This window comes from Emticicia aquatilis (assembly GCF_014644295.1).
In the GTDB taxonomy this organism is placed as follows: domain Bacteria; phylum Bacteroidota; class Bacteroidia; order Cytophagales; family Spirosomataceae; genus Emticicia; species Emticicia aquatilis.
Genome location: NZ_BMKK01000005.1, coordinates 476274 through 500525, shown reverse-complemented (window position 1 = coordinate 500525; position 24252 = coordinate 476274). Strand labels below are relative to the sequence as shown.

The 24252-nt window shown below is 37.5% G+C and carries 22 protein-coding genes; 5 read left to right on the top strand and 17 right to left on the bottom strand.

What is annotated here, in order from left to right; translation table 11 throughout:
* Positions 1-89 precede the first annotated feature (89 nt).
* Positions 90-809, top strand: a complete 720-nt coding sequence (locus IEX65_RS14730; protein WP_188766843.1) for a hypothetical protein — start codon at positions 90-92, stop codon at positions 807-809.
* Between the two features lie 3 nt (positions 810-812).
* On the opposite strand, the gene IEX65_RS14725 is transcribed toward IEX65_RS14730, so the two are convergent.
* The 9 genes from IEX65_RS14725 to IEX65_RS14685 all read right to left on the bottom strand — a co-directional run bounded on the left by IEX65_RS14725 (position 813) and on the right by IEX65_RS14685 (position 5956).
* On the bottom strand, positions 813-1505 hold the full coding sequence (locus IEX65_RS14725) for a LytR/AlgR family response regulator transcription factor (protein ID WP_188766842.1): 693 nt from the start codon (positions 1503-1505) through the stop codon (positions 813-815).
* A 37-nt stretch (positions 1506-1542) separates the two neighbouring features.
* Positions 1543-2736, bottom strand: coding sequence for a sensor histidine kinase (locus tag IEX65_RS14720; RefSeq protein WP_188766841.1), 1194 nt, complete (start codon positions 2734-2736; stop codon positions 1543-1545).
* Positions 2737-2758: 22 nt separating this feature from the next.
* Positions 2759-3124, bottom strand: a complete 366-nt coding sequence (locus tag IEX65_RS14715; protein WP_188766840.1) for a hypothetical protein — start codon at positions 3122-3124, stop codon at positions 2759-2761.
* Between the two features lie 16 nt (positions 3125-3140).
* Complete coding sequence (locus IEX65_RS14710) at positions 3141-3644, bottom strand: hypothetical protein (protein ID WP_188766839.1); 504 nt, start codon at positions 3642-3644, stop codon at positions 3141-3143.
* Positions 3645-3651: 7 nt separating this feature from the next.
* Positions 3652-3900, bottom strand: a complete 249-nt coding sequence (locus tag IEX65_RS14705; RefSeq protein WP_188766838.1) for a hypothetical protein — start codon at positions 3898-3900, stop codon at positions 3652-3654.
* Between the two features lie 92 nt (positions 3901-3992).
* Entirely contained in the window at positions 3993-4172 is a 180-nt protein-coding gene (locus IEX65_RS14700; protein ID WP_188766837.1) for a hypothetical protein, read from the bottom strand.
* 33 nt (positions 4173-4205) lie between these two features.
* Positions 4206-4487, bottom strand: coding sequence for a hypothetical protein (locus IEX65_RS14695; protein WP_188766836.1), 282 nt, complete (start codon positions 4485-4487; stop codon positions 4206-4208).
* A gap of 204 nt (positions 4488-4691) precedes the next feature.
* Positions 4692-5531 carry a hypothetical protein gene (locus IEX65_RS14690; RefSeq protein ID WP_188766835.1) on the bottom strand — a complete coding sequence of 280 codons (840 nt, stop codon included), beginning with the start codon at positions 5529-5531 and terminating at the stop codon, positions 4692-4694.
* A 134-nt stretch (positions 5532-5665) separates the two neighbouring features.
* Positions 5666-5956, bottom strand: a complete 291-nt coding sequence (locus IEX65_RS14685; protein WP_188766834.1) for a hypothetical protein — start codon at positions 5954-5956, stop codon at positions 5666-5668.
* 369 nt (positions 5957-6325) lie between these two features.
* Here IEX65_RS14685 and IEX65_RS14680 point away from each other — a divergent pair, with 369 nt between their 5' ends.
* From IEX65_RS14680 to IEX65_RS14670, 3 genes are all read left to right on the top strand, one after another.
* Positions 6326-8419: a BatA domain-containing protein gene (locus IEX65_RS14680; protein ID WP_188766833.1), complete on the top strand. Its 2094-nt coding sequence runs from the start codon at positions 6326-6328 to the stop codon at positions 8417-8419.
* Positions 8420-8643: 224 nt separating this feature from the next.
* On the top strand, positions 8644-9504 hold the full coding sequence (locus IEX65_RS14675; RefSeq protein ID WP_188766832.1) for a TolB family protein: 861 nt from the start codon (positions 8644-8646) through the stop codon (positions 9502-9504).
* 26 nt (positions 9505-9530) lie between these two features.
* On the top strand, positions 9531-11363 hold the full coding sequence (locus IEX65_RS14670) for an FAD-dependent oxidoreductase (protein ID WP_188766831.1): 1833 nt from the start codon (positions 9531-9533) through the stop codon (positions 11361-11363).
* Between the two features lie 82 nt (positions 11364-11445).
* Here IEX65_RS14670 and IEX65_RS14665 read toward each other — a convergent pair whose 3' ends face one another.
* On the bottom strand, positions 11446-13263 hold the full coding sequence (locus IEX65_RS14665; protein ID WP_188766830.1) for a hypothetical protein: 1818 nt from the start codon (positions 13261-13263) through the stop codon (positions 11446-11448).
* A gap of 183 nt (positions 13264-13446) precedes the next feature.
* A complete protein-coding gene (locus IEX65_RS14660; protein WP_188766829.1) occupies positions 13447-15000 on the bottom strand; it encodes a phage tail-like protein in 1554 nt (517 codons plus the stop codon).
* 343 nt (positions 15001-15343) lie between these two features.
* Between IEX65_RS14660 and IEX65_RS14655 the strand changes: the two genes are divergently transcribed.
* Positions 15344-16795, top strand: a complete 1452-nt coding sequence (locus IEX65_RS14655; RefSeq protein ID WP_188766828.1) for a hypothetical protein — start codon at positions 15344-15346, stop codon at positions 16793-16795.
* A gap of 127 nt (positions 16796-16922) precedes the next feature.
* On the opposite strand, the gene IEX65_RS14650 is transcribed toward IEX65_RS14655, so the two are convergent.
* The 6 genes from IEX65_RS14650 to IEX65_RS14625 all read right to left on the bottom strand — a co-directional run bounded on the left by IEX65_RS14650 (position 16923) and on the right by IEX65_RS14625 (position 24221).
* The gene (locus IEX65_RS14650) at positions 16923-17363 is read right to left on the bottom strand and encodes a DUF5990 family protein (RefSeq protein ID WP_188766827.1); all 441 of its coding nucleotides are present in this window, start codon (positions 17361-17363) and stop codon (positions 16923-16925) included.
* Positions 17364-17474: 111 nt separating this feature from the next.
* Positions 17475-18521 carry a 2-oxoacid:ferredoxin oxidoreductase subunit beta gene (locus tag IEX65_RS14645; protein ID WP_188766826.1) on the bottom strand — a complete coding sequence of 349 codons (1047 nt, stop codon included), beginning with the start codon at positions 18519-18521 and terminating at the stop codon, positions 17475-17477.
* A 124-nt stretch (positions 18522-18645) separates the two neighbouring features.
* Positions 18646-20445 (bottom strand): 2-oxoacid:acceptor oxidoreductase subunit alpha, encoded by a 1800-nt coding sequence (locus tag IEX65_RS14640; RefSeq protein WP_188766825.1) that lies wholly within the window; start codon positions 20443-20445, stop codon positions 18646-18648.
* Between the two features lie 71 nt (positions 20446-20516).
* Complete coding sequence (locus IEX65_RS14635) at positions 20517-22310, bottom strand: FAD-dependent oxidoreductase (protein ID WP_188766824.1); 1794 nt, start codon at positions 22308-22310, stop codon at positions 20517-20519.
* Between the two features lie 130 nt (positions 22311-22440).
* On the bottom strand, positions 22441-23841 hold the full coding sequence (locus IEX65_RS14630) for an NAD(P)(+) transhydrogenase (Re/Si-specific) subunit beta (protein ID WP_188766823.1): 1401 nt from the start codon (positions 23839-23841) through the stop codon (positions 22441-22443).
* A gap of 68 nt (positions 23842-23909) precedes the next feature.
* Positions 23910-24221: an NAD(P) transhydrogenase subunit alpha part 2 gene (locus IEX65_RS14625; RefSeq protein WP_188766822.1), complete on the bottom strand. Its 312-nt coding sequence runs from the start codon at positions 24219-24221 to the stop codon at positions 23910-23912.
* Positions 24222-24252: the final 31 nt, after the last annotated feature.

Sequence of the window (24252 nt, the reverse complement as noted above, 5' to 3'; positions counted from 1 at the left end):
AAGCTACCACTTACTAAGTTTATGATTGGTGTCATTAATTGGACTCTTATTTGTAAGTATATTAGATTTACTTTTAAAGAATCCTTCAAATGAGCGAAAGGTTTACCAGTATGTTTTTTACATTGGTTCTTTTGGTGAATATCTATTTTTTTGCAAAGATTGAGCCTAATGAACTAAAGAATCAAATGGATAGATTGCTGGCTCTATTCCTTTTTCAGTTCGACTATTTCTTTTTATTTGTTTATATTTTCTCCAAACTTTTAAAAAACTTTAAAAAGCCTTTAGTATTGCTTGCCATCTGCTACGGAGGGCTTTTCTGTATCGGTCTTTCTTCGTTTATTATCGTTGATGAAAAAGAGTTTGATGTTGTCTATTCGTATGTTCAACCTACTTTGAGGTTGCTTTTGGCTGGAGTTTTCTTTGAAATGGGTATAAAGAAACTCGCCTTATCCGATACTAGAAATATACTTTTAGCTACTTTCGGACTTACTGGAGGATTGTATTTTCTCTATCTTCTGAACCTTCACCCCAGAACGCCCATGCTTTCCTTTAATTTATATTGGGTAGGAATAATGGCTTTTCTTTTTGCTGGAATTCAGCTTAGAGTTCATCAAAACAATGTTAGGGTTTTATTTCTTGTAGGCTTGTTTTTCACGGTTACAGCTGATTTATATTACATATTACCTCCAGAAGAACGAGTTTATGAACTCACTTATATTTTTATAAGAGTCATCAATACAATCGGTGAATTTTTAATCGTAAATCACGTTCTCCGATTCTATGCTTTTAAGAGCCGAGAGAATCTTTAGGCTTTACTTTACCATCCAGATTTTCTTTAAAATTTCCATTAAATCATCTCGATAATTAGCTGCGATTGGAACGGCTTCTGTGCCTACCCAAACTTGGTGACGTTCGATTTTTTTGACGTGATTGAGATTGATTACAAATGATTTATGTACTCTAAAAAAGTCAGACTTTGGTAGCATTTCGATGGCTTCGGTCATGGTCATGCGAGTAACCGTCTTTTTATCAGATTCCTTGAAGGTGAGGTAATTGCCTTCTGATTCTACAAAAAGTAAGTTTTCGATGCTTATTCTGACCAAATCATATCCATCTTTTACGAATAAATACGGCAATTTAGGTGCTTCTTCGTTCACACTTTCATAGGCCTTTTGGCAGGCTTTCATGAATCTACTAAAATCAATGGGCTTCAGTAAATAATCAAGAGCATTGATATTGAAGGCATCTACTGCGTATTGAGAATAGGCCGTCGTGAAAATAACCGATGTATTTTGTGGTAAAAGCTGCGAGAAATCAAGGCCTGTAATATCGGGCATATTTATATCTAAGAAAACCAAGTCAACGGGGTTTTCTTTTAGATAAGACAGGGCTTCCATTGCACTTACAAAAGTTTCTTTCAAATCCAGAAAAGTTACTTTTTGGGCGTGGGCTTTGATTACTTCGAGAGCCATTGGCTCATCATCTATGGCAATTGCTTTGAGCATTTTATTAGGTGGTTATGATTGTGGTTGCGTGCTATACTTACTTCAAATCTACATCTAAAACGACCTCAAAAATATTGTTTTTGTTAGAAATCTTTAGAGTATGTCGATGTGGATAGTTGAGCGTCAGTCGGCGGCGAGTGTTTTCTAAGCCTGTCGAAGTTCCAACTTCCAGTTTATCAAATTGTTTGATTATACTATTTCGGCATAAGAAATGAAGCTTTTGATTTTCTATGTTAAAATCAATTTCTATGAAACTCTCTTGCGTAATACTAATGCCATATTTGAAGGCATTTTCGATGTACGGAATCACCAAAAGCGGAGCAATTTGTGTCGGTTGTTCATCGTAGTCGATATTGATTTTTATTTTGATATTATCTCGCTTAGGGATACGCATTTTATTTAGCTCAATAAAATCATAGAGAAATTGCACTTCTTTTTCGGCCGAAATCCGTTCGTTTTTTGTGCCTTCTACTACGTGCCTCATAATGCTCGAAAGCTGCTGGATTCCTTCGGCAGTTTTGGGGCTATCTTCTACGATTGCGGTACCATAAAGGTTATTGAGTACATTAAATAAAAAATGGGGGTTTATTTGTGCCTTTAGTGCCGAAAGTTCAACTTTTGTTTTCTGAACGGCCAATTCTCGTAGTCTTTTGTGCGACTCAGAAACGTACTGAATAACTGAGTAAATAACCGAAAAGCCTATCCAGATATTGGTGATAAACGTATGCAAGCCAAGTGGCTCGGCTTTTATTCCAAATGAGGTTAGTAAGATAACAAAAATGAAGAAATAGAAAAATACTAATACAATGAAGTAAAAGAACTTGCCCTTTCGGCCTTCATCAACGAATAAATTCTTGAAGAGAAATTGAAAGTTAAATTCGGCAATCAGAATGGTTGTGCCTATCAAGCTGAAAAAGAAACTTTTTGAACCCAAAAATGCAGCTACCAAATAACCTAATTTGTACCATCGAGAATAGTTTCGAGTACTTCCTTTAACTTTGGTAGCTTTAAAAAAATCATCTACAATTGTTGAAAGTGGATGAGAATAGCTGAAATACCAAATAGTGTGAGCTACGCTTATAGCCGTTAAAACCGCTACAATAATTATCCAATGTTTTTTTGCGAAAGGAATAACCGTTTCTTTCCAGTATGCTTTAGTAAAAATATTTCCAAACGAAAACTCCATTGGTTGGTTAATTGGTTTTGGGGCGAAATTAAGGCTTTTTTCCATGTTATGGTGTGGATTTAGTAGCTTATTTATTGGATTTTTTGAAATAACTTATCCAATTAATAATAGCTACCAGTGCGAATAAAGAAGCAATAATCCAGTCGAAATTATCTTTTCGGATGTATTTTAGCCATTTCATTATTGCTAAAGCACTCCAAAAGATACCTGAAATTAGATAAGGATTTGTACTCTTATACTTTTCAGTGATTTTGGCGAAATCAAATTTTAATACCGTGATAATACCCGCTAAGAGTATTGCTAAAAGAAAGATATATGCTACACCAAAGCCCGTAATCGGATTTACATAATTGATAATGAATATTAGAGCCGCCAAAGCCGCAAACGAGATTCCGAAGAAAAGTAATTTGTCTTGTTTAGTAGTTGTTTCCATTGTCTAAAAGATATAGTTATGAAATTATCAATGTAAGGGCATCAACTGTGTTTTCTTCTGCAATAGGTTTGAATATATACCAACAAAGTGCTAATAGATAGTTCTTTATGGGGTTTTCGGTAAGGTTTGCTCCAACATTCAGTACTGTTTCTATCATTCCTTTTTTGTCGGATTTTAAGCCGCAGGAAAGTAGTAAATTTTCTTCGGTTTCAGTAAAAAATACTATTTCTGCCAATGGGTTATTCCGAAATTTAAACTTGATTTTCTGCTCTTTTATGTCCAACGTGCTAAGGCTGCTATACCATTTATCAGTGGTGGTTTTAGCAATAATGATTTCATTTTCTTTGATGAGAACATTACTTTTCCAAAAGCTTTCGGTTTCAATAACAAATGTTTCAGTAATACTTTGGCAAATAGCTTTTACACCTTTTTTGCCATAATCAAAGTGCATTTCTAAGATTACTTCATCATTATACTTTAGCACATAATTTGTTTCCGAATTATCTTTAACCCATTTCATAGTATTGTTAGTTTAAAAGAATTGCTTGGTTGTTTCTGAAAATGTCGAAACCGATTCTTAAAAATTTCAGACTGATTCTGATTTCATATTTGGCTATTTCGCCATTTTCTTCTTTTTCAAAAGAGTGAACTGAACCAAAAACTGAACTCTTTTCCGAAACAATCTCGCCGTTGTATCTAATGGTTTCTTTTCCCCAAATATCATTGTCAATGTCTATTCGAGCGTTTGGGTTGATGTTAAGCGTTAAATATCTCATAATGGTAAGTGTTAGATTTCTTGTTTCAAATTTGTTTAAAATTGCTTTTTCTTAAAAAACGTTGTGATGAACTCCCTCAAATTTGTGATGAACTATGCTGCTTTTGTTATGGTGATATAGGCTGATGGAGCCAACCAAATGCTATAACCAAAAGAAATATTGACAATTTGGTAGCCTTCTTGGCTTTTTTGATTGGCTGTGTTTTCGGCTTTCTCCATCAACGAACTTGTTGACCACCAATCTGACACTCTGATAATTTCAAACTTTTTCATTTCTCTTGTTAGGTTTATGTAAGTGAGTGCTTATTATTTTACTTCATCGCTATCAATTTGCATGATATTGACCGGGACGTTGTTGGATTTATTAAGTACTGGCTTAGTTGTGTTTTTTATTTCTTGATTTGGCGTTGTTTGTTCATCAATCAAAGCCTCATTTCCATCAATTAAAGTTTTTGATTCTGTGCTACTGCTCATAGTTTCGCCCGAACGGTAGTCTATAATCGAAGGACTGATGCTCTCGTCTTGGCAAGAAGTTGTAGCGAATGTAAGTGTTACTAAAGCTGCGAATAAGATTGATTTCGTTTTCATAATTTTGTGAGCGAATAACCGCCGTTTTTGTTGGATAAATTATTATGTTGTTGTTTGTTGATTCAAAAGTATAGCAAGAAAAACAGTGTAGAAAACAGATGTGACGAAGTCTCAGAACCGTGTGATGAACTCAGAAAATGGTGTGAAAACAAAAAACTCATGACGCTAAAGCCATGAGTTTTGAAAAGAATGGTACTGGAAAACTTATAAGAGGGCAATATCTTCGTCTTCTTCGGGACGCTGCCAACTGATGGGCGTAGTTTGCTGTTTTATGAAGTATAGACCCGCCAAAATCACACAAAAAGCAATAAGCAAGCCTACGTAATAGATATTGTCATTGGGTGTCAGGTGAAGTCTAATATAATTTTTTGTGACAATATTTCCCCCTAATCTCCACTTAAAAGAATCTTCTACGATACTATATGTGGCTGTCATTATTAGTGGAAGCTGAAAAGATGCCGTTCGGTAATAGATATAAAACATAATGAGGGTCTGGAAGACTAAGCCAATGACGGCTTGTGGAATAACCATCACGATACTGACGGCCGCAACTGTCAGAATAACTTGCTTAAAAAGGTAGTTTTTCAGTAAACCGTGGCCAACAACCCCAATTTGCAGAAAGGTAAAAAGTATAGTGACGGCAATACCCAAGATAAAATCCATGCCGATTCGTTCGAAGCCATCGGCTGCGGTTTCATCGAAAGGTAGAAAATCGACAATAAGAGGGCTAATAAAACTCCAAGCTAAAGCAATTGCTAAGCAAGATAAAGTAATAGAAAGAGGTTGTTTATTAAAGAAAGGAAGTTGTTTTTTGTTGATGAAAAATCCCCATAGACTTGAAATCATCAGAATCAAAGCCATCAGAACCAACACTCCTTTTTCAAGAAAACCATTTTGTTGGATATGATTATACCCAGCAATTCCAGCAATTACTCCGATAACTCCCGAACCAAAAAGAAAGATTATCACACACGAAACCATCAACATCCATGCCCTTCCGATTGTCATGCCTGTTTTTTTACGCAAAAAATTAAGCTCGTCCATAAATAATAATAGAATTTGTGAGTTTTGTGTGATTCGCCTCAAATTTACCATAGAACATTTACAAAACAAAAACCCTTACGCAGGGTAAGGGAAATTTGTAAGTTAGGTAGATTTAGAAAATCTTAACATTTTCATTAAAACAGTTTAGCAATAAATTCGATGATGTGGATTCCGCCCATTATACTCCAAAGTAGAACAACCATTTTATGAAGCGATTCTTTATAGTTTTGGGGTTTTGTAAGTTTTATATAAGATAAACTAAAATGAAAAGTAAGAGCAAGCAATAATTCGTAGATACCTTTGCATAAGCTGTAATAAATACCTTCATAGTGAAGCACAAATTGCAGATAAAGGTAGCAACCAAAGAATACCAGCATTAATACCCCCGAAATTGTCTGATAAAGTTTTAGATTCTTGATTGTCATTGTTTCACAGTTTTATAATGTTTTGAGTTTCGAATTTGGTGGTCAAATACGAGTTTTAAATATAAAAAGTAATAGCTATCTAATAATTTTGTACGGCAAAAAGTTGTGTGGAGGTTTTTGATTTGTTGATTCAAAAATAGAGCATCGAAAACAGAGCAGAAAACAGATGGGACGAACTCCTCCAGCTTTGTGACCAATTATTCAATCCATGTGATTTGCTTTGGCATAATAATTGGCATTTTTTGTGGGAAGCAGGCCTGCTTCGCTCAAAAGAGTGAAGAAAGTATAACAATTTATTGAAAGTATTTTCAGACTTTTACGTTAGGATAATAAACTAAAAAATTAAGCCCCTTTAGGGGTTTGGGGTATATGCAATTTCTTTTTCCGACTTTTCTTTGGGGTTTAGCGGCACTTTCGGTGCCTTTGATTATTCATTTATTCAATTTTCGTCGAACCAAGCGAGTATTCTTTACCAATGTGGCATTCTTGAAGGCCGTCGAAACACAAACGTCTTCGTTTCGTCGTATCAAGCAATGGCTTATTTTGGCCTCACGACTTTTGTTCCTTTTGTTTTTGGTTTTGGCATTTGCACAACCTTTTTTACCCGCCAAAAATGCCTCAACAAATCGTAGTTCGGGTTTGGGTGTAAATAGCCTTTATCTTGATAATTCTTTGAGTATGCAAAATACCACCGAAAACAAACGTTACCTTGATTTAGCCGTTACAAAAATTGATGAATTGCTTACACTGTTTCGTCAATCGCCTAATATTCAATTAATTACAAACGATTTTTCGGGAGAAGACCAAGCCGTAACCAATGCTACAAAAGTAAAAGACCGTCTTACTTCAGTAGGTTTTTCGTCGAATCCACGTACATTTGAAAGTATTTATAAACGTCAGAATAATCTTGCTCAAAAACATAATCCGAGTGCCAATAACCAATTCTTTTGGTTTTCTGATTTTCAGAAAAGTACATCGGGCGATTTACGTAAAATCAAGACCGATACGCTCAATAAATTATTTTTAGTGCCAGTTCAAGGCAAGAAAAACCAGAATGTTTTCACAGATTCGGTTTGGTTGGCTTCGCCATTCATTCGTGAAATGCAGAATAATATTCTTTACGTAAAAGTGTTCAATTCGGGCAGTGAAGAAGTTGAAAAACTACCTGTAAAACTATTTATTGACAACGCCCAAGCCTCAACGGCTTCGGTGGATATCGCTCCGAATGGTTCGGCAACGGCAACTTTCAACTTTACGGTAAAAGACAAAGGTTTTCATCGTGGGAAAGTCTCGTTTGATGACCAGCCAATTACTTTCGACAACGATTATTATTTTGTGCTAAATGCTTCGCCAACAATCCAAGTTTTGCATCTTTACCAAGAACGCAGTGCGGTAGATTATATCGGAAAAGTTTTTGATAACGATAGTCTTTTCAATTATCGAGCATACAGTGCTACAAATGTCGATGTAGGTCAATTCAAAAATGCCAATTTGATAGTTTTGGAAGGGGTAGAAACCGTAGCAGGAACGTTCCGTGCGAGTCTCGAAGAATTTGTGAGAAATGGTGGAAATCTCTTGATTTTCCCTTCGGCAAGACCAGATGTTACGTCATACAGCCAATTTTTGGGCGGATTTGGTATTCAAGGAATCAACCTTAACAATCAACCAGTTTTGGCACAAAGTCAGCAAGCGATTGCTGAGCCTAACCGACAAAATCCGTTTTATATTGATGTGTTTGAACGCACAACTTCGCAAGGTGTAGTAAACACACCAACAATGCAACCCGCATGGACGTGGAGTGGCGTAGGAGAAAAAATTCTGACTTTCAAGAATATGCAAAATTTCATTACATCTACGCAGGCTTCACAGGGGCGAGTGTACGTGTGTGCATCGCCACTTGATAAGCCTTACGGAAACTTCGCTGAACACGCATTCTTTGTGCCAACGATGTTTAAAATTGCCTCAATGAGTACGAAACAAGAGCGTGCAGCCTATAATTTCAGTGAAGGAAGCATCAATTTAGATTTGCCAAATGTCAAGAAAAATGCTACTTATAAACTCAAAAATGTTTCGACTGTAAATAATAAAATTGAGATAATTCCAGTGCAACGAACCGTAGGTAATACACTTACTTTAGAATTGCCAAAGTCTTCACAACTATCAGATAATCAGGTACTTGAATCAGGATATTATGAGTTGCAATTAGATGGAAAAACTGAAAAACTTATAGCCCTCAACCACGACAACGAAGAATCAAAAATGGATTTTTACTCGCCCGAAGAACTAAGAACATTCTTTGCGGGACAAAAAAATATCACAATTTTCGATAACCTACTCGATGGAGATTTCGTAAAAACCTTCCAAGAGAGTAATGTAGGCACGCCACTCTGGAAATACTGCGTAATGCTCGCTTTAGCCTTTTTATTTATTGAAACTTTGCTGATTCGATTTATGAAAGGATAAAGGAATGCTGGTACAAGTGTTAAGCAAAGCGTCGTCACTTGTACCTAATAATAAAATGCAGTCTGAGACTGCCAGCGATGATTATGGTACAAGTCAGTGAAGACTAGCAACAGTAGTAGAGAAAGCTAATTTCATTGCCGTTGGTTTTAACCAACGGATGCAGTAGCAAAATTTGTTTTTTAGCCTAATTCTCGGTATTTTCGCTAACAAACAAAACTACACCTATGAAGAAACTACTCGCCCTACTATTCGTATCCAATTTACTTTTTGCCCAAAACGGAACCGAAATTTTTCTATTAGATATTTCAGAATCAGGTGGAAATATTACGCTTTCTAACCCTAAAAATATTACCAATCGCCGAGGCTACGATAATCAACCGTTTTTTCATCCTAATCAACCATTGCTTTACTACACGGCCATGCAAGATGGCCAGACTGATATTTGGTCGTATAATCTCAAAACTGGCGTTGGGTTACAAATAACCAATACCATTGATTCAGAATATTCTCCAACCGTTACGCCCGATAAAAAATACTTGTCGTGCATTGTTCAGCGAAAATCAAATGGCGACCAAGACTTGGTAAAATACAATATCAAAAATCCGACTGAAACTCAGATGATTTTTGAGTCACAGAAAACTGGTAAGATTGGTTATCAGGCATGGTTAAATCCAAATGAACTTATTACTTTCGTTTTGGGAGAGCCACAAACGCTTCATTATCAAAATCTTATTACAAAAAAAGATATTGTCGTTGCTCAAAATATTGGGCGTTCATTGCACCTCATTCCCAAACAAAAGAACTTTAGTTTCGTGCAGCAAATTGATAGAAAATGGCTAATTCGCTCATTCAATCCTCAAAAAAATACCATTACTGATATAGGAGAAAGTCATATTGACTCTGAGCATTACAATGCTTGGTTATCAGAAAATATCATTTTTGAAAGCCGCAATACTGATATTTTTAGTTACAATTTAATAACTAAAGAATGGAAAGCTGTTACTTTACCCGATATGCTTCCGAAGCGAAAAATTAGTCGGATGGCCATAAAAGGCAATAAAATTGCCATTGTTATTGAAGAATAAAGCAGTCCAGCAACTTAGTTTTTATTATGAAAAAAGTTCTACTTTTCGTTTTTTATATCGGTATTTTCTCACAAGTAAACGCTCAAAAAGGCCAGCAAACCGATGTTTTGATAATCGGAGGAAGCACCTCTGGCACAATGGCGGGCATACAGTCGGCACGCATGGGCGTAAAAACCATGATTGTAGAAGAAACTCCGTGGCTGGGAGGAATGCTCACTTCGGCAGGAGTTTCGGCCATTGATGGCAATCATAGTATGCCATCGGGTTTGTGGGGCGAATTTCGAGAGCAGATAAGAAATTACTACGGCGGAGCGGATAAAGTTTCTACGGGCTGGGTGAGTAATACACTTTTCGAACCATCTGTCGGGCAAAAAGTTCTACGAAAAATGTGCGATACTGAAAAGAATCTTACATTAATTTTTGGTGTCAAACTAACTGATATTAAACAAGTTACAAATGGTTGGCAAGTAAAATTTTCAGATGGGAAAACAATCCAAACGAAGATTCTGATAGATGCTACTGAACTGGGCGATGTTGCGGCCAAAGTGGGCATCAAATACGATTTAGGAATGGATGCCCAATCGACTTATAATGAACCAATTGCTCCCGAAAAAGCCAATAAAATCATACAAGACCTTACTTATGCCGCAATTTTGAAAGATTACGGAGCAAATGCTGATAAAACTCTGCCCAAACCAGCCAATTATTCGGCTTTGGAGTTTAATTGTGCTTGCAAAGAATTTTGTGATAATCCGAATGCTAAAAGGCAGAATCCGTGTGCAAATTTGATGACTTACGCTAAACTTCCGAATGGTAAAGTTTTAATCAATTGGCCAATCAATGGCAATGATTATTACGCAAATATGGTCGAAATGTCGGAAAATGAAAGGCAAGAAGCCATCAAGGAGGCCAAAGCTGTTACGCTTCGTTTTGTGTATTTTCTGCAAACCGAATTGGGTTTTAAAAACTTTGGTTTGGCCGATGATGAATATCCAACTGCCGATAAATTGCCTTTGATTCCGTATCACCGAGAGAGTCGCCGAATTGATGGTTTGGTCAGAATGAATACCAATCACATCGAGAAACCTTTTGTTCAGCCTCAGCCACTTTATCGAACTGGTATTGCTGTGGGTGATTACGCCATTGACCATCATCACGATAAAAACCCTGCCGCTCCCGACTTGCATTTTGTGCCAGTACCTTCGTTTAATATTCCTTTGGGAAGCCTTATTCCGAAGCAAAAAACTAATTTTATCGTAGCTGAAAAATCAATATCGGTAAGTAATTTGGTCAATGGAGCGTCTCGTTTGCAGCCCGCTGTGATGCAAATCGGACAAGCGGCTGGTGCTTTGGCAGCTTACAGTGTGTTGAATAAAATTTCTCCAGAAAAAGCTTCGGTACGAGCAATTCAGCAAACATTATTGCACTCAAAAGTGTATCTAATGCCTTATTTCGATGTGCCGCCAACACACCCAAATTGGGAGGCAATCCAACGAGTAGGAGCAACTGGAATTTTGAAAGGAGTTGGTCAATCCGTCAACTGGTCAAATCGAACTTGGTTCTACCCCGATTCTACAATTTCGACCAATGAATTTTTAAAAGGCTTGAAAGATTTTGAGCCAAAATTCACTTATAAAGGTATTTCTGAGCAAAAAAGGATGAATTTTGCTGAATTTGAAGGGATTTTGAGTCAGTTTAAGCAATTCTTGGCTTCAATCAAAAGCCCATTAGCTCAGAGTATTTCAGAAAAAAATATTAGTTCGGATAAGCAAAATTTGCCCATTTCTCGCAGCGAAATAGCTGTTCGATTGGCAGGTTTAATGGAGAAAGAAGTTGATTTTGAGGGAAAATATAAATAATTCATAATTTGGACTAACGCTGGCAAGGTTCAAAACCTTGCCAGCGTTCATCTCAGTATAAATCAAAGTTGAACCAAGAAATTTACTTCACCGCAACCTCAAACGGTAACTGTAAATTGCTAACAGCTTGTTCTAAGTTGGCAAGTTCTTCCTTCATTTCTTCAATGTATCGCTCAGTTTCGTTTTTAAAAGATGAAACCAATGACTTGTAGTAGTCAATTCCTGATAATAAGTTAGTATGAAAAGCTTTAAGTGTCCGAACTTGTGCAGTTGAGAGATTTTCAACTTGCTTATTGAGTTGATTTTTGTAGTAATCTACATACAAAGCCAATTCATTCACAAACATATTCGGACGTTTCAATGAGTTCAGAATATTGGTTCGGCCATAAATGTGGTCAACCATTTGTTTCAACGAAAAAACTCCCGAAAAGTAAGCCAAATTAGGCCCTGGGCAAACCGTTACGGCGGTAAGTTTATGAGCAGGATTTATGTCGTGTTTCAACAATGCCGAAACACCCAAACCTTCGCACAAACAATCTCTTTGATTAAGAAAATTGATTTTTTCTGCCTTTTGCTCAGCGGTCATTTCGCTTGCTTCAATTTGCTTTATTTTTGCGTGAATGTATTCACGAGAAGATTCACAAATAGGCTCTTTTGTAAATTCTGTATTGGTAGAAAGAAACTTTTTATAGCACGGACTTCCCGCACGATTTTTATTGATACGAATCAAGCGTTGTTCTTCGCCACTTGTATGTTTGAAATTGTTGAATGGAACGCCCAAAGGAGAGGCATTACTCAAAAAATAATCATCTTTTTGTGCATTTGCCATTTTATTGAGCGTAGCATCATCGACATTGGTAGCTTCTGGAACTAATAAAAACGGGCTCGCCCAACCAGTGCCGTCGGCATCATAATATTCGAGCAAGAAATTATCTTCGTTGGCCGTTCCGATGCCACCTTGTACCGTAATTTTCATGGCTGGAATTGATGGAAACGGTGACATTTCTCTACCAAGCAATGCTTGATTACAAATATCAAATACTTCTTTTTGTAAAGTTGCACGATTTTGCTTGAATTCTTCCATGATTGGGCCAAGCAAAAGTCCATCAGTAGCAAAAGCGTGTCCACCGCAATTTAGTCCCGACTCAATTCTGAATTCCGACACCCACAAACCTTTTTTTGCTAAGATTTTTCCTTGCGTAAGAGCCGAACGATAATCGCTTACCTTCAAGATGATTTTCTTTTTCAAGAAACCTTTTTCATTAGGAAAAAAGTCGTTGAAAGCATCTATATAACCATACAAACGTGGGTTATAGCCAGCAGAAAAGACAATACTCGAAGTTAAATTGCTTTGTGCATAACCACGAAACGATGAAAGAGCATCAGAAAACTCTTTCGGTAACATTTCACCGTTTTCATCATAATGCGTTCTATCAACTTTCGACATCACGTTTACATCAATCGAACCTGCCACAATCGCATTGCGAAGTTCATCTTGTACTTGTTTTTTTACCGAACTATCTTCCAGTTGTAGCATTCCGATATACATCTGCTTAATTGGCGAAGTTTCTGGTAGTAACTCAAAATATTTTGTAATTTCTGAGCCTTCTACGAAAGGTTTTAAGCGTAGTTTTTCTACTTGCTTATTTATTAATTTGTCCAAAAGATTCAGGTATTCAGTAATTCTTTTGGCTCTGTAATCTTCCACTTTTTCGGTGATTGGCTCATAAACTTCACCGTTTTCTCGGCAGTGAAATTCTCGCATTTTTTCAATGAGTTCGTGTTCGATAATCGAAATTACCGAAGAAATGCCAAAACGTGCTACTTTTAGTGGCGTATCAATCGTGAAACCCAAGCCCATTACGGGAATATGGAAGGTATGTGCAGGTGTTTGTATCATTGCTTAGTAAGAAAATTTGACAAAGCAACGTAAAATCTTCTAACCGAAACATGACGTTTGTCATGGAATGGATTTTTAGCTGGTGTAAGTGTTAAGTGAAGCACCACTTGTACCTTTGGAGGAATTGCAGTCTGAGACTACTTGCGATAAATTTGGTACAAGTCAGAGACTTGCACCAGCGAGTTAGTAAATATTACCGTTACTATCTATTCTAACTATCCAAATATCTCCACTACCGTGATTATTATTAAATACTTGGCCACTTGCAGAGGAGGTAGAAGTTCCTGCAATGATATATCCCCCATCAGAGGTTAACTGTACTGAATAGGCTTTATCATCTCCACTACCACCTAAAAGCTTATTCCATAAAGTATTACCCGACGAGTCCAATTTAACAACCCAAAAGTCGTAACTTCCATGGTTTATATCTGTAATATCTCCACTATTAGATGAGTCGGAATAACCGACAAAAATATAACCCCCATCAATTGTTATTTTTGCCGAAACGGCAAAATCATTACCACTTCCAGCTATTACTTTTTCCCAAGTAACATTACCTAAGGCATCTATTTTTATTATTTTAGCATCACTATAGAGTCCAAAGGTGTTAGCTGGTGCAGATGCAGATTGGGTTACACCGACAATTATATATCCATTATCTGATGTTTGTTGTATTGAATACCCATCATCATACTTAATTGTTCCATAAAATTTTTGCCATGAAGTAGTTCCTGTATTATCTAATTTAATAACACAAAAATCATAATATCCGTTATTGACATTAGGGAAACTTCCATTATTATTTGTGTCACTCACTCCTGAAATAATATAACCACCATCACTTGTTTGTTGAACACTAAAAGGCTGGTCACTTTGGTCTCCACCTAATAATTTATTCCAAATTATCGTTCCTAAAGAATTAAGTTTTACAACCCAAAAATCCTTAATTCCGTGATTTGTGTTTGTTACATCGCCACTATTGGATGAAAGAGAATAACCAACAAGAATGTAACCTCCATCGGAAGTTTGTTGCATATTCCTTAGGTCATCCAAACTACTGCCACCTAATAATTTATTCCAAATTATATCACCTGATGAATTTAACTTTACTACTAAAAAATCGGATAATCCATGATTTGTATTTGTAATATCTCCATTTCCAGAAGACCATGAAGTTCCAGCAATAATGTACCCATTATCAGATGTTTGTTGCAAAGCATAGACAATATCATCTTGATTACCTCCAATCAGCTTATTCCACTGTATATTTCCATTACTATCTAATTTTACAATCCAAATATCATATCCCCCATGACTTATGTTTGTAACATCCCCATTCGATGAGGACATAGTAGAACTCGCTAAAATATACCCACCATCAGATGTGTTTTTTATAATAACAACATTCCCATCTCCAAGGGTAGAAAATTCATTATTACTTCCACCGAATAGTTTGTTTAATTTATTAGAAATGAAAGAGTTCGTACATAAATTAAACCATCCCGTATTCCTAAAAATCTCTAAACAATGCGAAGTAGTATTATATATTAGTAAACCTTCTTCTGGATTTACAATTGCATCCCTTTGACTGGATGTGATTTTCGTCGGTATGATACCATTGCTATTAGACGTAGTTACTATATTAGGAGAAGAGTTTCCAGGAGTAATAACTGTAGATTGCCCGAAAGATTTTAAAAACGATAAAGTAATAAAAAATAGTATGGATAAATTCTTCATCAAAGTTTGTAGAATATTTGTTTATGAAAAAAAGCTTAATTTTAAGTTAGAGAATCAAATATATATAGATAATTTTTAATTTACAATTTGTCATATCTACAAGTGAAATCATAAAAATGCCTGTAATATTCTTTGTAACATATTATAGACATGAGACAGTAAAAAATGTAGAAAACTGTAATTTTAAAGAAATAGCAGTAAAGTATTTTTATGTTATATCCCCAAAAGGTAATGCTTAAAAGACCACTCAGTAAAATTTCTTACCACTTAGTAAAAACCTATGTATAAGAAAAAAAATATCTTATAGATTTGATTAAGATTAACTTATAATTTAATAAATAACATGAAAAAATATTTTTTTACTTTACTTGTACTACTTTCTTTTGTAGCAAAAGCACAGTATCCGAATGATATTATTCATTCTGGTTCTACAGGAATTCGTTCAAAATCTACGGGTAGCTTCTCTGTTGTTGATATAGATGGTGCTTCTGGTGATGCAGCTCTACGTTTTGCCAAAGCAGGAACTAATCAGTGGAATATTAGGAATAGGCCTGCGGACGATTACTTAGAAATTTTTGAATTAGGTGGAGGAGGTAGCCGTTTTGTCATTCAAGACGGAACAGGGAATGTAGGTATTGGGGAAACAACATCACCCTCCTACCGATTGGATGTCTTGCATGGTGGTTCGACCGGTATTCGTAATAAGTCCTCATCATCATTTTCTGTGATTGACATAGATGGTGCTTCTGGTGATGCTGCGATACGTTTTGCAAGAGCAGGAGTTAACCAATGGAATCTTAGGAATAGACCTGCGGACGATAATTTGGAAATTTTTGAATTAGGTGGAGGAGGTAGCCGTTTTGTGGTTCAGAATGGGACAGGGAATGTAGGTATAGGTCAAGATAACCCTGTAGCAAAAGTTGAGATAAGTGGAGTAAATAGTACAAATAATACCTATACAACTACAAGTAGTTTTACAGCAACCACAATAATGGCAACTAAAGATTTAAATGGAGTAGGGTCAAATAAAATAGGAATATACTCGTGTGCTGACGGAGGAACAAGCCAAAACTTTGGTATTTTTTCAGAAACAAATACCACTGGAACTGGTGCAAGTTATAATATCTCTCTTTTTTCAAAAGATAATATCAATAACGCTACCTCTTACGCTGGTTATTTTATAGGAAAAGTTTATGTGAGTGGTACCCTAACAACTACAGGGCCTAAGCCTTTTACAATAGACCACCCTCTCGACCCAGAGAATAAAATTCTTCACCATTTTGCCATCGAAAGCCCAGATGTATTGAATATGTACAGTGGAAATACTACAACCGATGCAAACGGCAAAGCAACTGTCAAACTTCCAGATTATTTTGCAGCCATAAATAAAGATTTTCGTTACCAATTAACAGTTATTGGCACTTTTGCTCAAGCAATCGTTAGCGAAGAGATAAAGGGAAATGAATTTGTAATAGAAACAAGTAAGCCAAATGTAAAAGTAAGTTGGGAGGTAAAAGCAACTCGAAATGATGGCTATATGAAGTATGTCAATACAATGGCTGCTGAAGAAGAAAAACCTACTTATGCTAAAGGAAAATACTACACACCAGAGGCTCATCAGAAACCAGTTTCAATGGGAGTTAATTATATTGAAAACGAAAAGGCTAATATTAGTAATATTCGTAAAGCTGATGCTAAGCGAGTCGTTGAAGGCCCAAGTTCAATTGATGATATGCCAATACAAAAAGTATTGCCTAAAAAAGTCGTTGAAGGTAAGCAATCAACCGATAATTGATATTAAAAAGGTACGAGTGGAGCTGCTTGCGATAAATTTGGTACAAGTCAGAGACTTGCACCAGCGGGGGATATGAGGGTTTAGCCATACTTAAAGTATTTATCAATGACCAACTGTGATTTTTTATTTACTCTTTGATGAGCCATCCTGCAAATGGTTTTACTGTTGCACAATTTGGACTACCATCTTTTCCTGTACCTGGCACATAAGTTTCTAAAACTGCCTTAGGATTATTGTATAATTGCTCCACTTGCTCCCAAGTTATTCCAGTCAGAGGAACTTTGAGCCTCCTCGACCAAATACAATCGAATTGACCAACAAAAGCCCCGATACCGATGTAAACGAATTTATCACTTGAGCCTTGAACAAAATCACCCGAAAACTTCGGTGAATGCTTTTTCTCGGCATCATCTTTTATTAGAACTGAAAATTCAAAAATCAAATCATTAGTGGTAGCACGTTGCTTTTGGATAATTGTGTAATTATTTCCAGAGCCTTTTTGTAAGCCAAAATCTACCCCAATAGGTGGGTTTATTAGATTAATCCGAACACTCAATGCTTTTTTCATTTGATTAATTGACTTGAAAATAATTGTTCGCCATTTTGTTAAACTATACTATAAAAAACGCTCAAGAAACCAAAATCTCCTGAGCGTTTTCAATTTATCTTAAAACATTTTCTACCTCAAACTTTGATTCAAAGCTTCCAAAGCATCAACACCTGGACAAAGAAGGTCTTCTTTGAGGGTGTTCAATGGAGTTTTGGTTGTTTGAAGCACATCGTGCAAAGCATTCGTATTTGGCTCTATATAAATCAAGCCTGTCAAGATTTCGCCTTTTTCTTTTGAATTTTGAATGGCATTCATGGCCGAAAGTTTATCTTCTGGATTCCAGCCTTGATGTAATTTTTGTAAGTGCAATGCTGAGCCATCGTGCAGCGTTACTTCTTTGGCATCATCGTAACTTGCCGTAATTTCTTCCATCACTGGTACGAAATCTACGGTTGAAGTAGCTTCGATATGCTCACGCACATAATCGTAAGATTTTGTAGAACCTACGTTATTATTGAAAGTTACACAAGGAGAAATGACATCAATCAAAGCAAAACCTGGGTGAGAAATAGCGGCTTTGATAAGCGGAATCAACTGCGTTTTATCGCCTGAGAAGCTACGAGCCACAAAAGTAGCTCCCAGCTCAAGCCCTAAACCCACTAAATCAATGGCATTAAAGAGATTTGTTGAGCCAGCTTTACTTTTTGAGCCGTTATCTGCCGTAGCAGAATCTTGCCCTTTTGTAAGGCCGTAGCAACCATTATTCATTACTACGTAAACCATATTAAGGTTACGGCGAATGGCATGAACAAATTGCCCCATTCCGATTGAAGCAGAATCGCCATCGCCCGAAACACCAAAGTAAACCAAGTCACGGTTAGCCAAGTACGCACCCGTAGCCACCGAAGGCATACGTCCGTGGACTGAATTAAAACCGTGCGAGTTTCCGAGGAAATAAGCTGGAGTTTTTGATGAACAACCGATACCCGAAAGCTTGGCAATTCGGTGTGGCTCAACCGAAAGTTCAAAACAAGCTTGGGCGATTGCTCCACTGATAGAATCGTGTCCACAACCAGCACAAAGCGTTGATAAAGCTCCTTCGTAGTCTTTTTTAGTAAAATTTATTTTGTTTTTTGGCAAATCTGGATGCCTAAAGGTCGGACGAACGTATGTCATATTTTTGATTTACGATTTATGAATTACGATTTACGAATGTTAGTTCGTTTACAGGCAATTCTTTATGTAAAATTTAGACGCTTTAATTAATGTTTGATAAACTGTTTTTAGATTCAATCCAAACCTAAGCAATAGTCAGATTTTTACTAATTTCTTTCACAATTTTATCAGCCGTAATTGGCATTCCGTCATAATTCAAGACACGAATCAATTTCTTAGGATTAATTTCGAGTTCATTGATAAGCAACGAACGCATTTGGGCATCACGGTTTTGCTCAATCACAAAAACAACCTCATGGTCTTCGATGAATTGTTCCACGTCTTTATTGAAAGGAAAAGCTTTCAATTGCATGGCATCAAGCACCACATCTTGTTCACGCAATAAGTCGATTGCTTCTTCCGATGAATAAGTAGAAGTTCCGAAGAAAATCACGCCCAGCGGACTCATATTTTTCTCTTGGTAGAAATATGGTTTTGGCACAAGGTCTTTGGCTGTTTCCCATTTTTTCTCCAAACGCTGCATATTTCTTACATAAACAGCACTATCTTCGGTATAAACTGCATATTCGTCACGAGAAGTACCACGAGTAAAATACGAACCTTTGGTTGGGTGCGTACCTGGGTAAGTTCTGTACGGAATACCGTCGCCATCAGAATCTAAGTAACGCCCGAAACGTCCCATATTTTCTAAATCTTCGGCAGTATAAACCTTACCTCGGTCATATTTACGTTCAGGATTCCACTCAAACGGCTCGCTCATGTGGTCGTTCATGCCTAAATCCAAATCTGTCAAAACGATGATTGGCGTTTGTAATCTTTCGGCCAAATCGAAAGCATCGGCTGTTAGTTCAAAACAATCTTTCGGATTGCTCGGGAAAAGTAAAACGTGTTTTGTGTCACCATGTGAAGCATAAGCCGAAATTGTAATGTCTGATTGTTGTGTACGAGTTGGCATACCCGTTGAAGGGCCAGTACGCTGCACATCAATCAAAACGGCTGGAATTTCGGCAAAATATCCTAAACCCAAAAATTCGTTCATCAACGAAACCCCTGGGCCTGAAGTGGCAGTAAACGACCTCGCACCATTCCAGTTTGCTCCGATAACCATGCCGATGGCGGCAAGTTCATCTTCTGCTTGAACGATTGCGTAATTTTTCTCGCCAGTTTCTTTATCCGTACGGAATTTCTTGGCATATTTTTCAAACTTCTCTACTACCGAAGTAGATGGCGTGATTGGATACCAAGCTGCTACGGTTGCTCCTGCATAAACAGCACCGAGTCCGCAAGCACCGTTTCCATCAAACATGATTCGGTTTCCTACTAAATCACGTCTTTCGACACGAATTTCGAGCGGAAATTGAAAATTTTCTTGCACATATTTTACGCCCAACTGTAAAGCTTGAACGTTGGCTGGAATTAACTTTTCTTTGCCTTTGAATTGTTCAGCTAAAAGTTGTTCTAAAACTGCAAATTCAATATCCAATAGAGCTGATAATGCTCCAACATAAATAATATTTTTGAATAATTGGCGTTGACGAGGGTCGGTGTATTGTTCCATACAAATACCCATCAACGGAATTCCGAGATAAGTAATGTCTTCACGAATATATTCTTTGTGTAGCGGTTTGGTGCTATCGTACATAAAATATCCGCCCGAACGCACACTTTGTACATCTTTCAACATACTTTGTGGATTGACCGAAACCATCAAATCAATACCTTCTCGGCGACCCAAATAACCTTTTTCGCTTACTCGCACTTCGTACCAAGTCGGTAATCCTTGGATATTGGATGGGAAAATGTTTTTTGGTGTAACAGGAACTCCCATCCTAAAAATAGCTTTAGCAAACATACTATTGGCACTGGCCGAACCAGTACCGTTTACGTTGGCAAAGCGTACTACAAAATCGTTAACTTGTGTCATATTAACATTCTCAAAAAGAGGAAATTTCATTTAATTTATTGCAAAGGAACAAGTCGGAGACTTGTTCTACATCAATGGCTTCCGCAACCATGATGTGCCTTAGTTGTATTATAGAAAAACTTCTGCATATCCCAAGCCGAAGTAGGGCAACGCTCTGCACACAAACCGCAGTGCAGACAAACATCTTCATCTTTTACCATTACTCGGCCAGTTGCTGCCAAAGTATCAGACACCAAAAGGTCTTGATTTAAGTGTAAAGAAGGTGCTTTGAGGCGTGTACGAAGGTCTTCTTCTGTACCATTGACCGTAAATGTGATACAGTCGGTTGGACAAATATCCATACAAGCATCGCACTCGATACAACGATTTTCGGTGAAAACGGTTTGTACATCGCAGTTGAGGCAACGTTCGGCTTCTTTGAAACCTACTAATTTATCGAAACCGAGTTCAACTTCTTTTTTGCGGTCTTTTAATGTAAGTGCTTTTTCGGCTTGTGGCACAACAAAGCGGTCGTCGTTCGTAACAATGCTATCGTAGCTCCATTCGTGGATTCCCATTTTCTGAGAAACCAAATTTGTGAATGGGTCTGGGCGAACATCAAGCGGTTTTCCTTGACAATATAAATCTATTGAAACTGCTGCTGAGTGACCTTGTGCAACAGCCGTAATGACGTTTTTAGGGCCAAGAGCTGCATCTCCACCAAAGAAAACTTTCGGATTTGTTGACTGGAAAGTAGTGCTATCGACATTTGGCATATCCCATTTATCGAATTCGATTCCTAAATCACGCTCAATCCAAGGGAAATAATTTTCTTGTCCGATTGCTACCAAAACATCGTCAGCTTCGATGAAAACGTGCGGTTCGCCAGTTGGAACGAGTGAACGTTTGCCTTTTTCATCGTAAACTGCATGAACTTTCTCGAACATCATACCTTTCAGTTTGCCATTTTCAGCAACAAACGAAACTGGTACGTGATTATCCAAAATCGGAATATCTTCGTGTTGGGCATCTTCTTTTTCCCACGGAGAAGCTTTCATTTCAGAATATGGACTACGAACAACTACTTTCACATCTTCGCCACCTAAACGGCGTGAAGTACGGCAGCAGTCCATAGCGGTATTTCCACCACCTAAAACGATTACTTTTTTGCCGATTGATTTTGTATGTTCAAAAGCTACGCTTGCCAACCATTCGATACCAACGTGGATATTTGCTCCACCTTCAGCACGGCCAGGAAGATTTGTTAAATCACGACCACGAGGAGCACCAGTTCCGATAAAAACGGCATCATAACCATCATCTAAGACACTTTTTAAGCTCGAAACATAAGTTTTGAAGTGTTGGTGAATACCCAAATTGAGGATATTATTCACCTCTTCGTCCAAAACAGATTCAGGCAAACGGAAAGATGGAATCTGACTACGCATCATACCTCCACCTTTGATTTGCTCATCAAAAACGTGAATTTCGTAGCCCAATGGTGCTAAATCACGGGCAACTGTGAGCGAAGCAGGGCCAGCACCAATCAAGGCAATGCGTTTTCCATTTCCTTTTGAAGGAATCTTAGGGAGCAAATGAGTTATATCGCCTTTGTTATCGGCAGCTACACGCTTTAAACGACAAATGGCAACAGGCTCTTCGTCAACACGACCACGGCGACACGCTGGTTCGCAGGGTCTATCACAAGTTCGACCTAAAACACCAGGGAAAACATTCGATTCCCAATTGACCATGTAGGCTTCGGTGTATTTTTCGGCAGCAATGAGTCTGATGTACTCAGGTACGGGTGTATGAGCTGGGCAAGCATACTGACAATCTACGACCTTATGATAATATTCGGGGTCGTGTACATTTGTTGGTTCCAATGGTTGAATAGTTTTAAATTGAAATCGGTAGGTAAAACTACTTAATTTTAAAAAGTATTGCCAAATATTATTTTGTTAAATATTGAAAATGGCAATTATTATATGAGTTTTTGTTAATTTAATACAAGTTTTACATCTGCTTCAACTCACTCACCAACTTTGCCAAAACGCCTTTGGCATCACCAAAAAGCATACTTGTTTTTGGTTGGTAAAAAAGAAGGTTGTCGATGCCTGCGTAACCTGCATTCATGCTTCGTTTATTGACGATGATATTTGTTGCATTTTCAACATCCAAAATTGGCATTCCGAAAATAGGTGAAGATGGGTCAGTTTTAGCGGCTGGATTTACCACGTCATTTGCTCCTACTACCAAAACAACATCGGTGGTAGCAAATTGTGGGTTGATGTCTTCCATTTCGACCAATTTATCATACGAAACATTACTTTCAGCCAACAATACATTCATGTGGCCCGGCATACGTCCAGCAACAGGGTGAATGGCATAAACCACTTCCACACCACGCTCTTCAAGTAAAAGTTCTAATTCGTGAATCACGTGTTGGGCTTGTGCAACCGCTAAGCCGTAACCAGGAACGATAACTACTTTCTTTGCATAATTCATCAAAATAGCTGTATCTGAAATAGAAATATCTTTGATACTTCCATTGACCTCTGCACCTGAGCTAGCAGCAGCTCCACCACCAAATGCTCCGAAGATTACATTGCTTAGTGGGCGATTCATGGCTTTACACATGGCCAATGTCAAGATTGTTCCTGCCGAACCAACCAAAATTCCACCTGTGAGCATGACTTGGTTTTGATATAAAAATCCACCAAAAGCAGCGGCCAAACCTGTAAACGAATTGAGTAATGAAATAACCACAGGCATATCTGCTCCACCGATTGGAATCACAAATAATACACCATAAACTAAGGCAAAAACGAATAATAAAACCACCAAAAGCAGATGCTCGGGTTGTGCGTAAACAATGTATGCCCCAAATAAAATGAGGGCAATCATCACAACCGTATTCAGAATGTTATATGAAGGAATTCTGATTGGCTTTTTCATGGTTTCGTTGAGTTTCAAGAACGCAATGACGCTTCCACTAAATGAAACCGAACCGATGATAAGTCCTGCGATGATTGTTGCTAATGCACCAGTTTTACCCAGATTATGCTCATATTCCATCAAACCGATGATAGCGGCACAAGCTCCACCCATTCCGTTGAAGAGGGAAACGAGTTCGGGCATTTTGGTCATTTGAACTTTGCTTGCTGTCAGCCAACCCGCTATGGTTCCGACTCCGATTGCAGCTAAAATCAAGATGATTTTGATTGGTTCACGGGTAGTATAACCGTCGGCATGATTGTATAGGAAGATTGTGCCGACAATTGCCAATGCCATACCAAAAGCCGCATAAAGATTGCCTTTCCGAGCCGAATCGGGGTGACTGAGCATCTTTAAACCAATCACGAAAGTCACCGAAGCAACTAAATAAATAATGTCAAGAATATATTTTATTTCCATTTTTAGTCAAGAAGATGCTACGATGAATTTAACTATCCTCGTTCCCTGAGCGTAGCCGAAGGGAAGGGTTATTTTTTCTTTTTAAACATTTCTAACATTCTATCAGTAACCGCAAAGCCACCGACTACGTTGAGTGTGCCGAATACGACCGCCACGAAACCAAGAGCCAAAGCCAAGATATTTTCGGCAGGAGTATTGAGCATAACAATGATTGCTCCAACAATCACAACACCGTGAATGGCGTTTGCTCCACTCATCAAAGGAGTATGCAGTACGGCTGGAACTTTGCCGATAACCTCAACGCCTACAAAAACAGATAATATAATAATGTATATCATCTGAATATTTTCGCCGAGAAAAGTGAGTATTTCGCTAAACATATTTACGATTTTAGATTTACGATTTATGATT

Bases quoted from the DNA above. Each gene is read 5' to 3' on its own strand.
- IEX65_RS14675 (WP_188766832.1), top strand. From the start codon at position 8,644: ATGAAGAAACTACTCGCCCTACTATTCGTATCCAATTTACTTTTTGCC.
- IEX65_RS14695 (WP_188766836.1), bottom strand. From the start codon at position 4,487: ATGAAAACGAAATCAATCTTATTCGCAGCTTTAGTAACACTTACATTC.
- IEX65_RS14685 (WP_188766834.1), bottom strand. From the start codon at position 5,956: ATGACAATCAAGAATCTAAAACTTTATCAGACAATTTCGGGGGTATTA.
- IEX65_RS14670 (WP_188766831.1), top strand. From the start codon at position 9,531: ATGAAAAAAGTTCTACTTTTCGTTTTTTATATCGGTATTTTCTCACAA.
- IEX65_RS14700 (WP_188766837.1), bottom strand. From the start codon at position 4,172: ATGAAAAAGTTTGAAATTATCAGAGTGTCAGATTGGTGGTCAACAAGT.
- IEX65_RS14705 (WP_188766838.1), bottom strand. From the start codon at position 3,900: ATGAGATATTTAACGCTTAACATCAACCCAAACGCTCGAATAGACATT.
- IEX65_RS14650 (WP_188766827.1), bottom strand. From the start codon at position 17,363: ATGAAAAAAGCATTGAGTGTTCGGATTAATCTAATAAACCCACCTATT.
- IEX65_RS14720 (WP_188766841.1), bottom strand. From the start codon at position 2,736: ATGGAAAAAAGCCTTAATTTCGCCCCAAAACCAATTAACCAACCAATG.
- IEX65_RS14710 (WP_188766839.1), bottom strand. From the start codon at position 3,644: ATGAAATGGGTTAAAGATAATTCGGAAACAAATTATGTGCTAAAGTAT.
- IEX65_RS14630 (WP_188766823.1), bottom strand. From the start codon at position 23,841: ATGGAAATAAAATATATTCTTGACATTATTTATTTAGTTGCTTCGGTG.
- IEX65_RS14655 (WP_188766828.1), top strand. From the start codon at position 15,344: ATGAAAAAATATTTTTTTACTTTACTTGTACTACTTTCTTTTGTAGCA.
- IEX65_RS14665 (WP_188766830.1), bottom strand. From the start codon at position 13,263: ATGATACAAACACCTGCACATACCTTCCATATTCCCGTAATGGGCTTG.
- IEX65_RS14680 (WP_188766833.1), top strand. From the start codon at position 6,326: ATGCAATTTCTTTTTCCGACTTTTCTTTGGGGTTTAGCGGCACTTTCG.
- IEX65_RS14725 (WP_188766842.1), bottom strand. From the start codon at position 1,505: ATGCTCAAAGCAATTGCCATAGATGATGAGCCAATGGCTCTCGAAGTA.
- IEX65_RS14690 (WP_188766835.1), bottom strand. From the start codon at position 5,531: ATGGACGAGCTTAATTTTTTGCGTAAAAAAACAGGCATGACAATCGGA.
- IEX65_RS14645 (WP_188766826.1), bottom strand. From the start codon at position 18,521: ATGACATACGTTCGTCCGACCTTTAGGCATCCAGATTTGCCAAAAAAC.
- IEX65_RS14625 (WP_188766822.1), bottom strand. From the start codon at position 24,221: ATGTTTAGCGAAATACTCACTTTTCTCGGCGAAAATATTCAGATGATA.
- IEX65_RS14660 (WP_188766829.1), bottom strand. From the start codon at position 15,000: ATGAAGAATTTATCCATACTATTTTTTATTACTTTATCGTTTTTAAAA.
- IEX65_RS14640 (WP_188766825.1), bottom strand. From the start codon at position 20,445: ATGACACAAGTTAACGATTTTGTAGTACGCTTTGCCAACGTAAACGGT.
- IEX65_RS14730 (WP_188766843.1), top strand. From the start codon at position 90: ATGAGCGAAAGGTTTACCAGTATGTTTTTTACATTGGTTCTTTTGGTG.
- IEX65_RS14715 (WP_188766840.1), bottom strand. From the start codon at position 3,124: ATGGAAACAACTACTAAACAAGACAAATTACTTTTCTTCGGAATCTCG.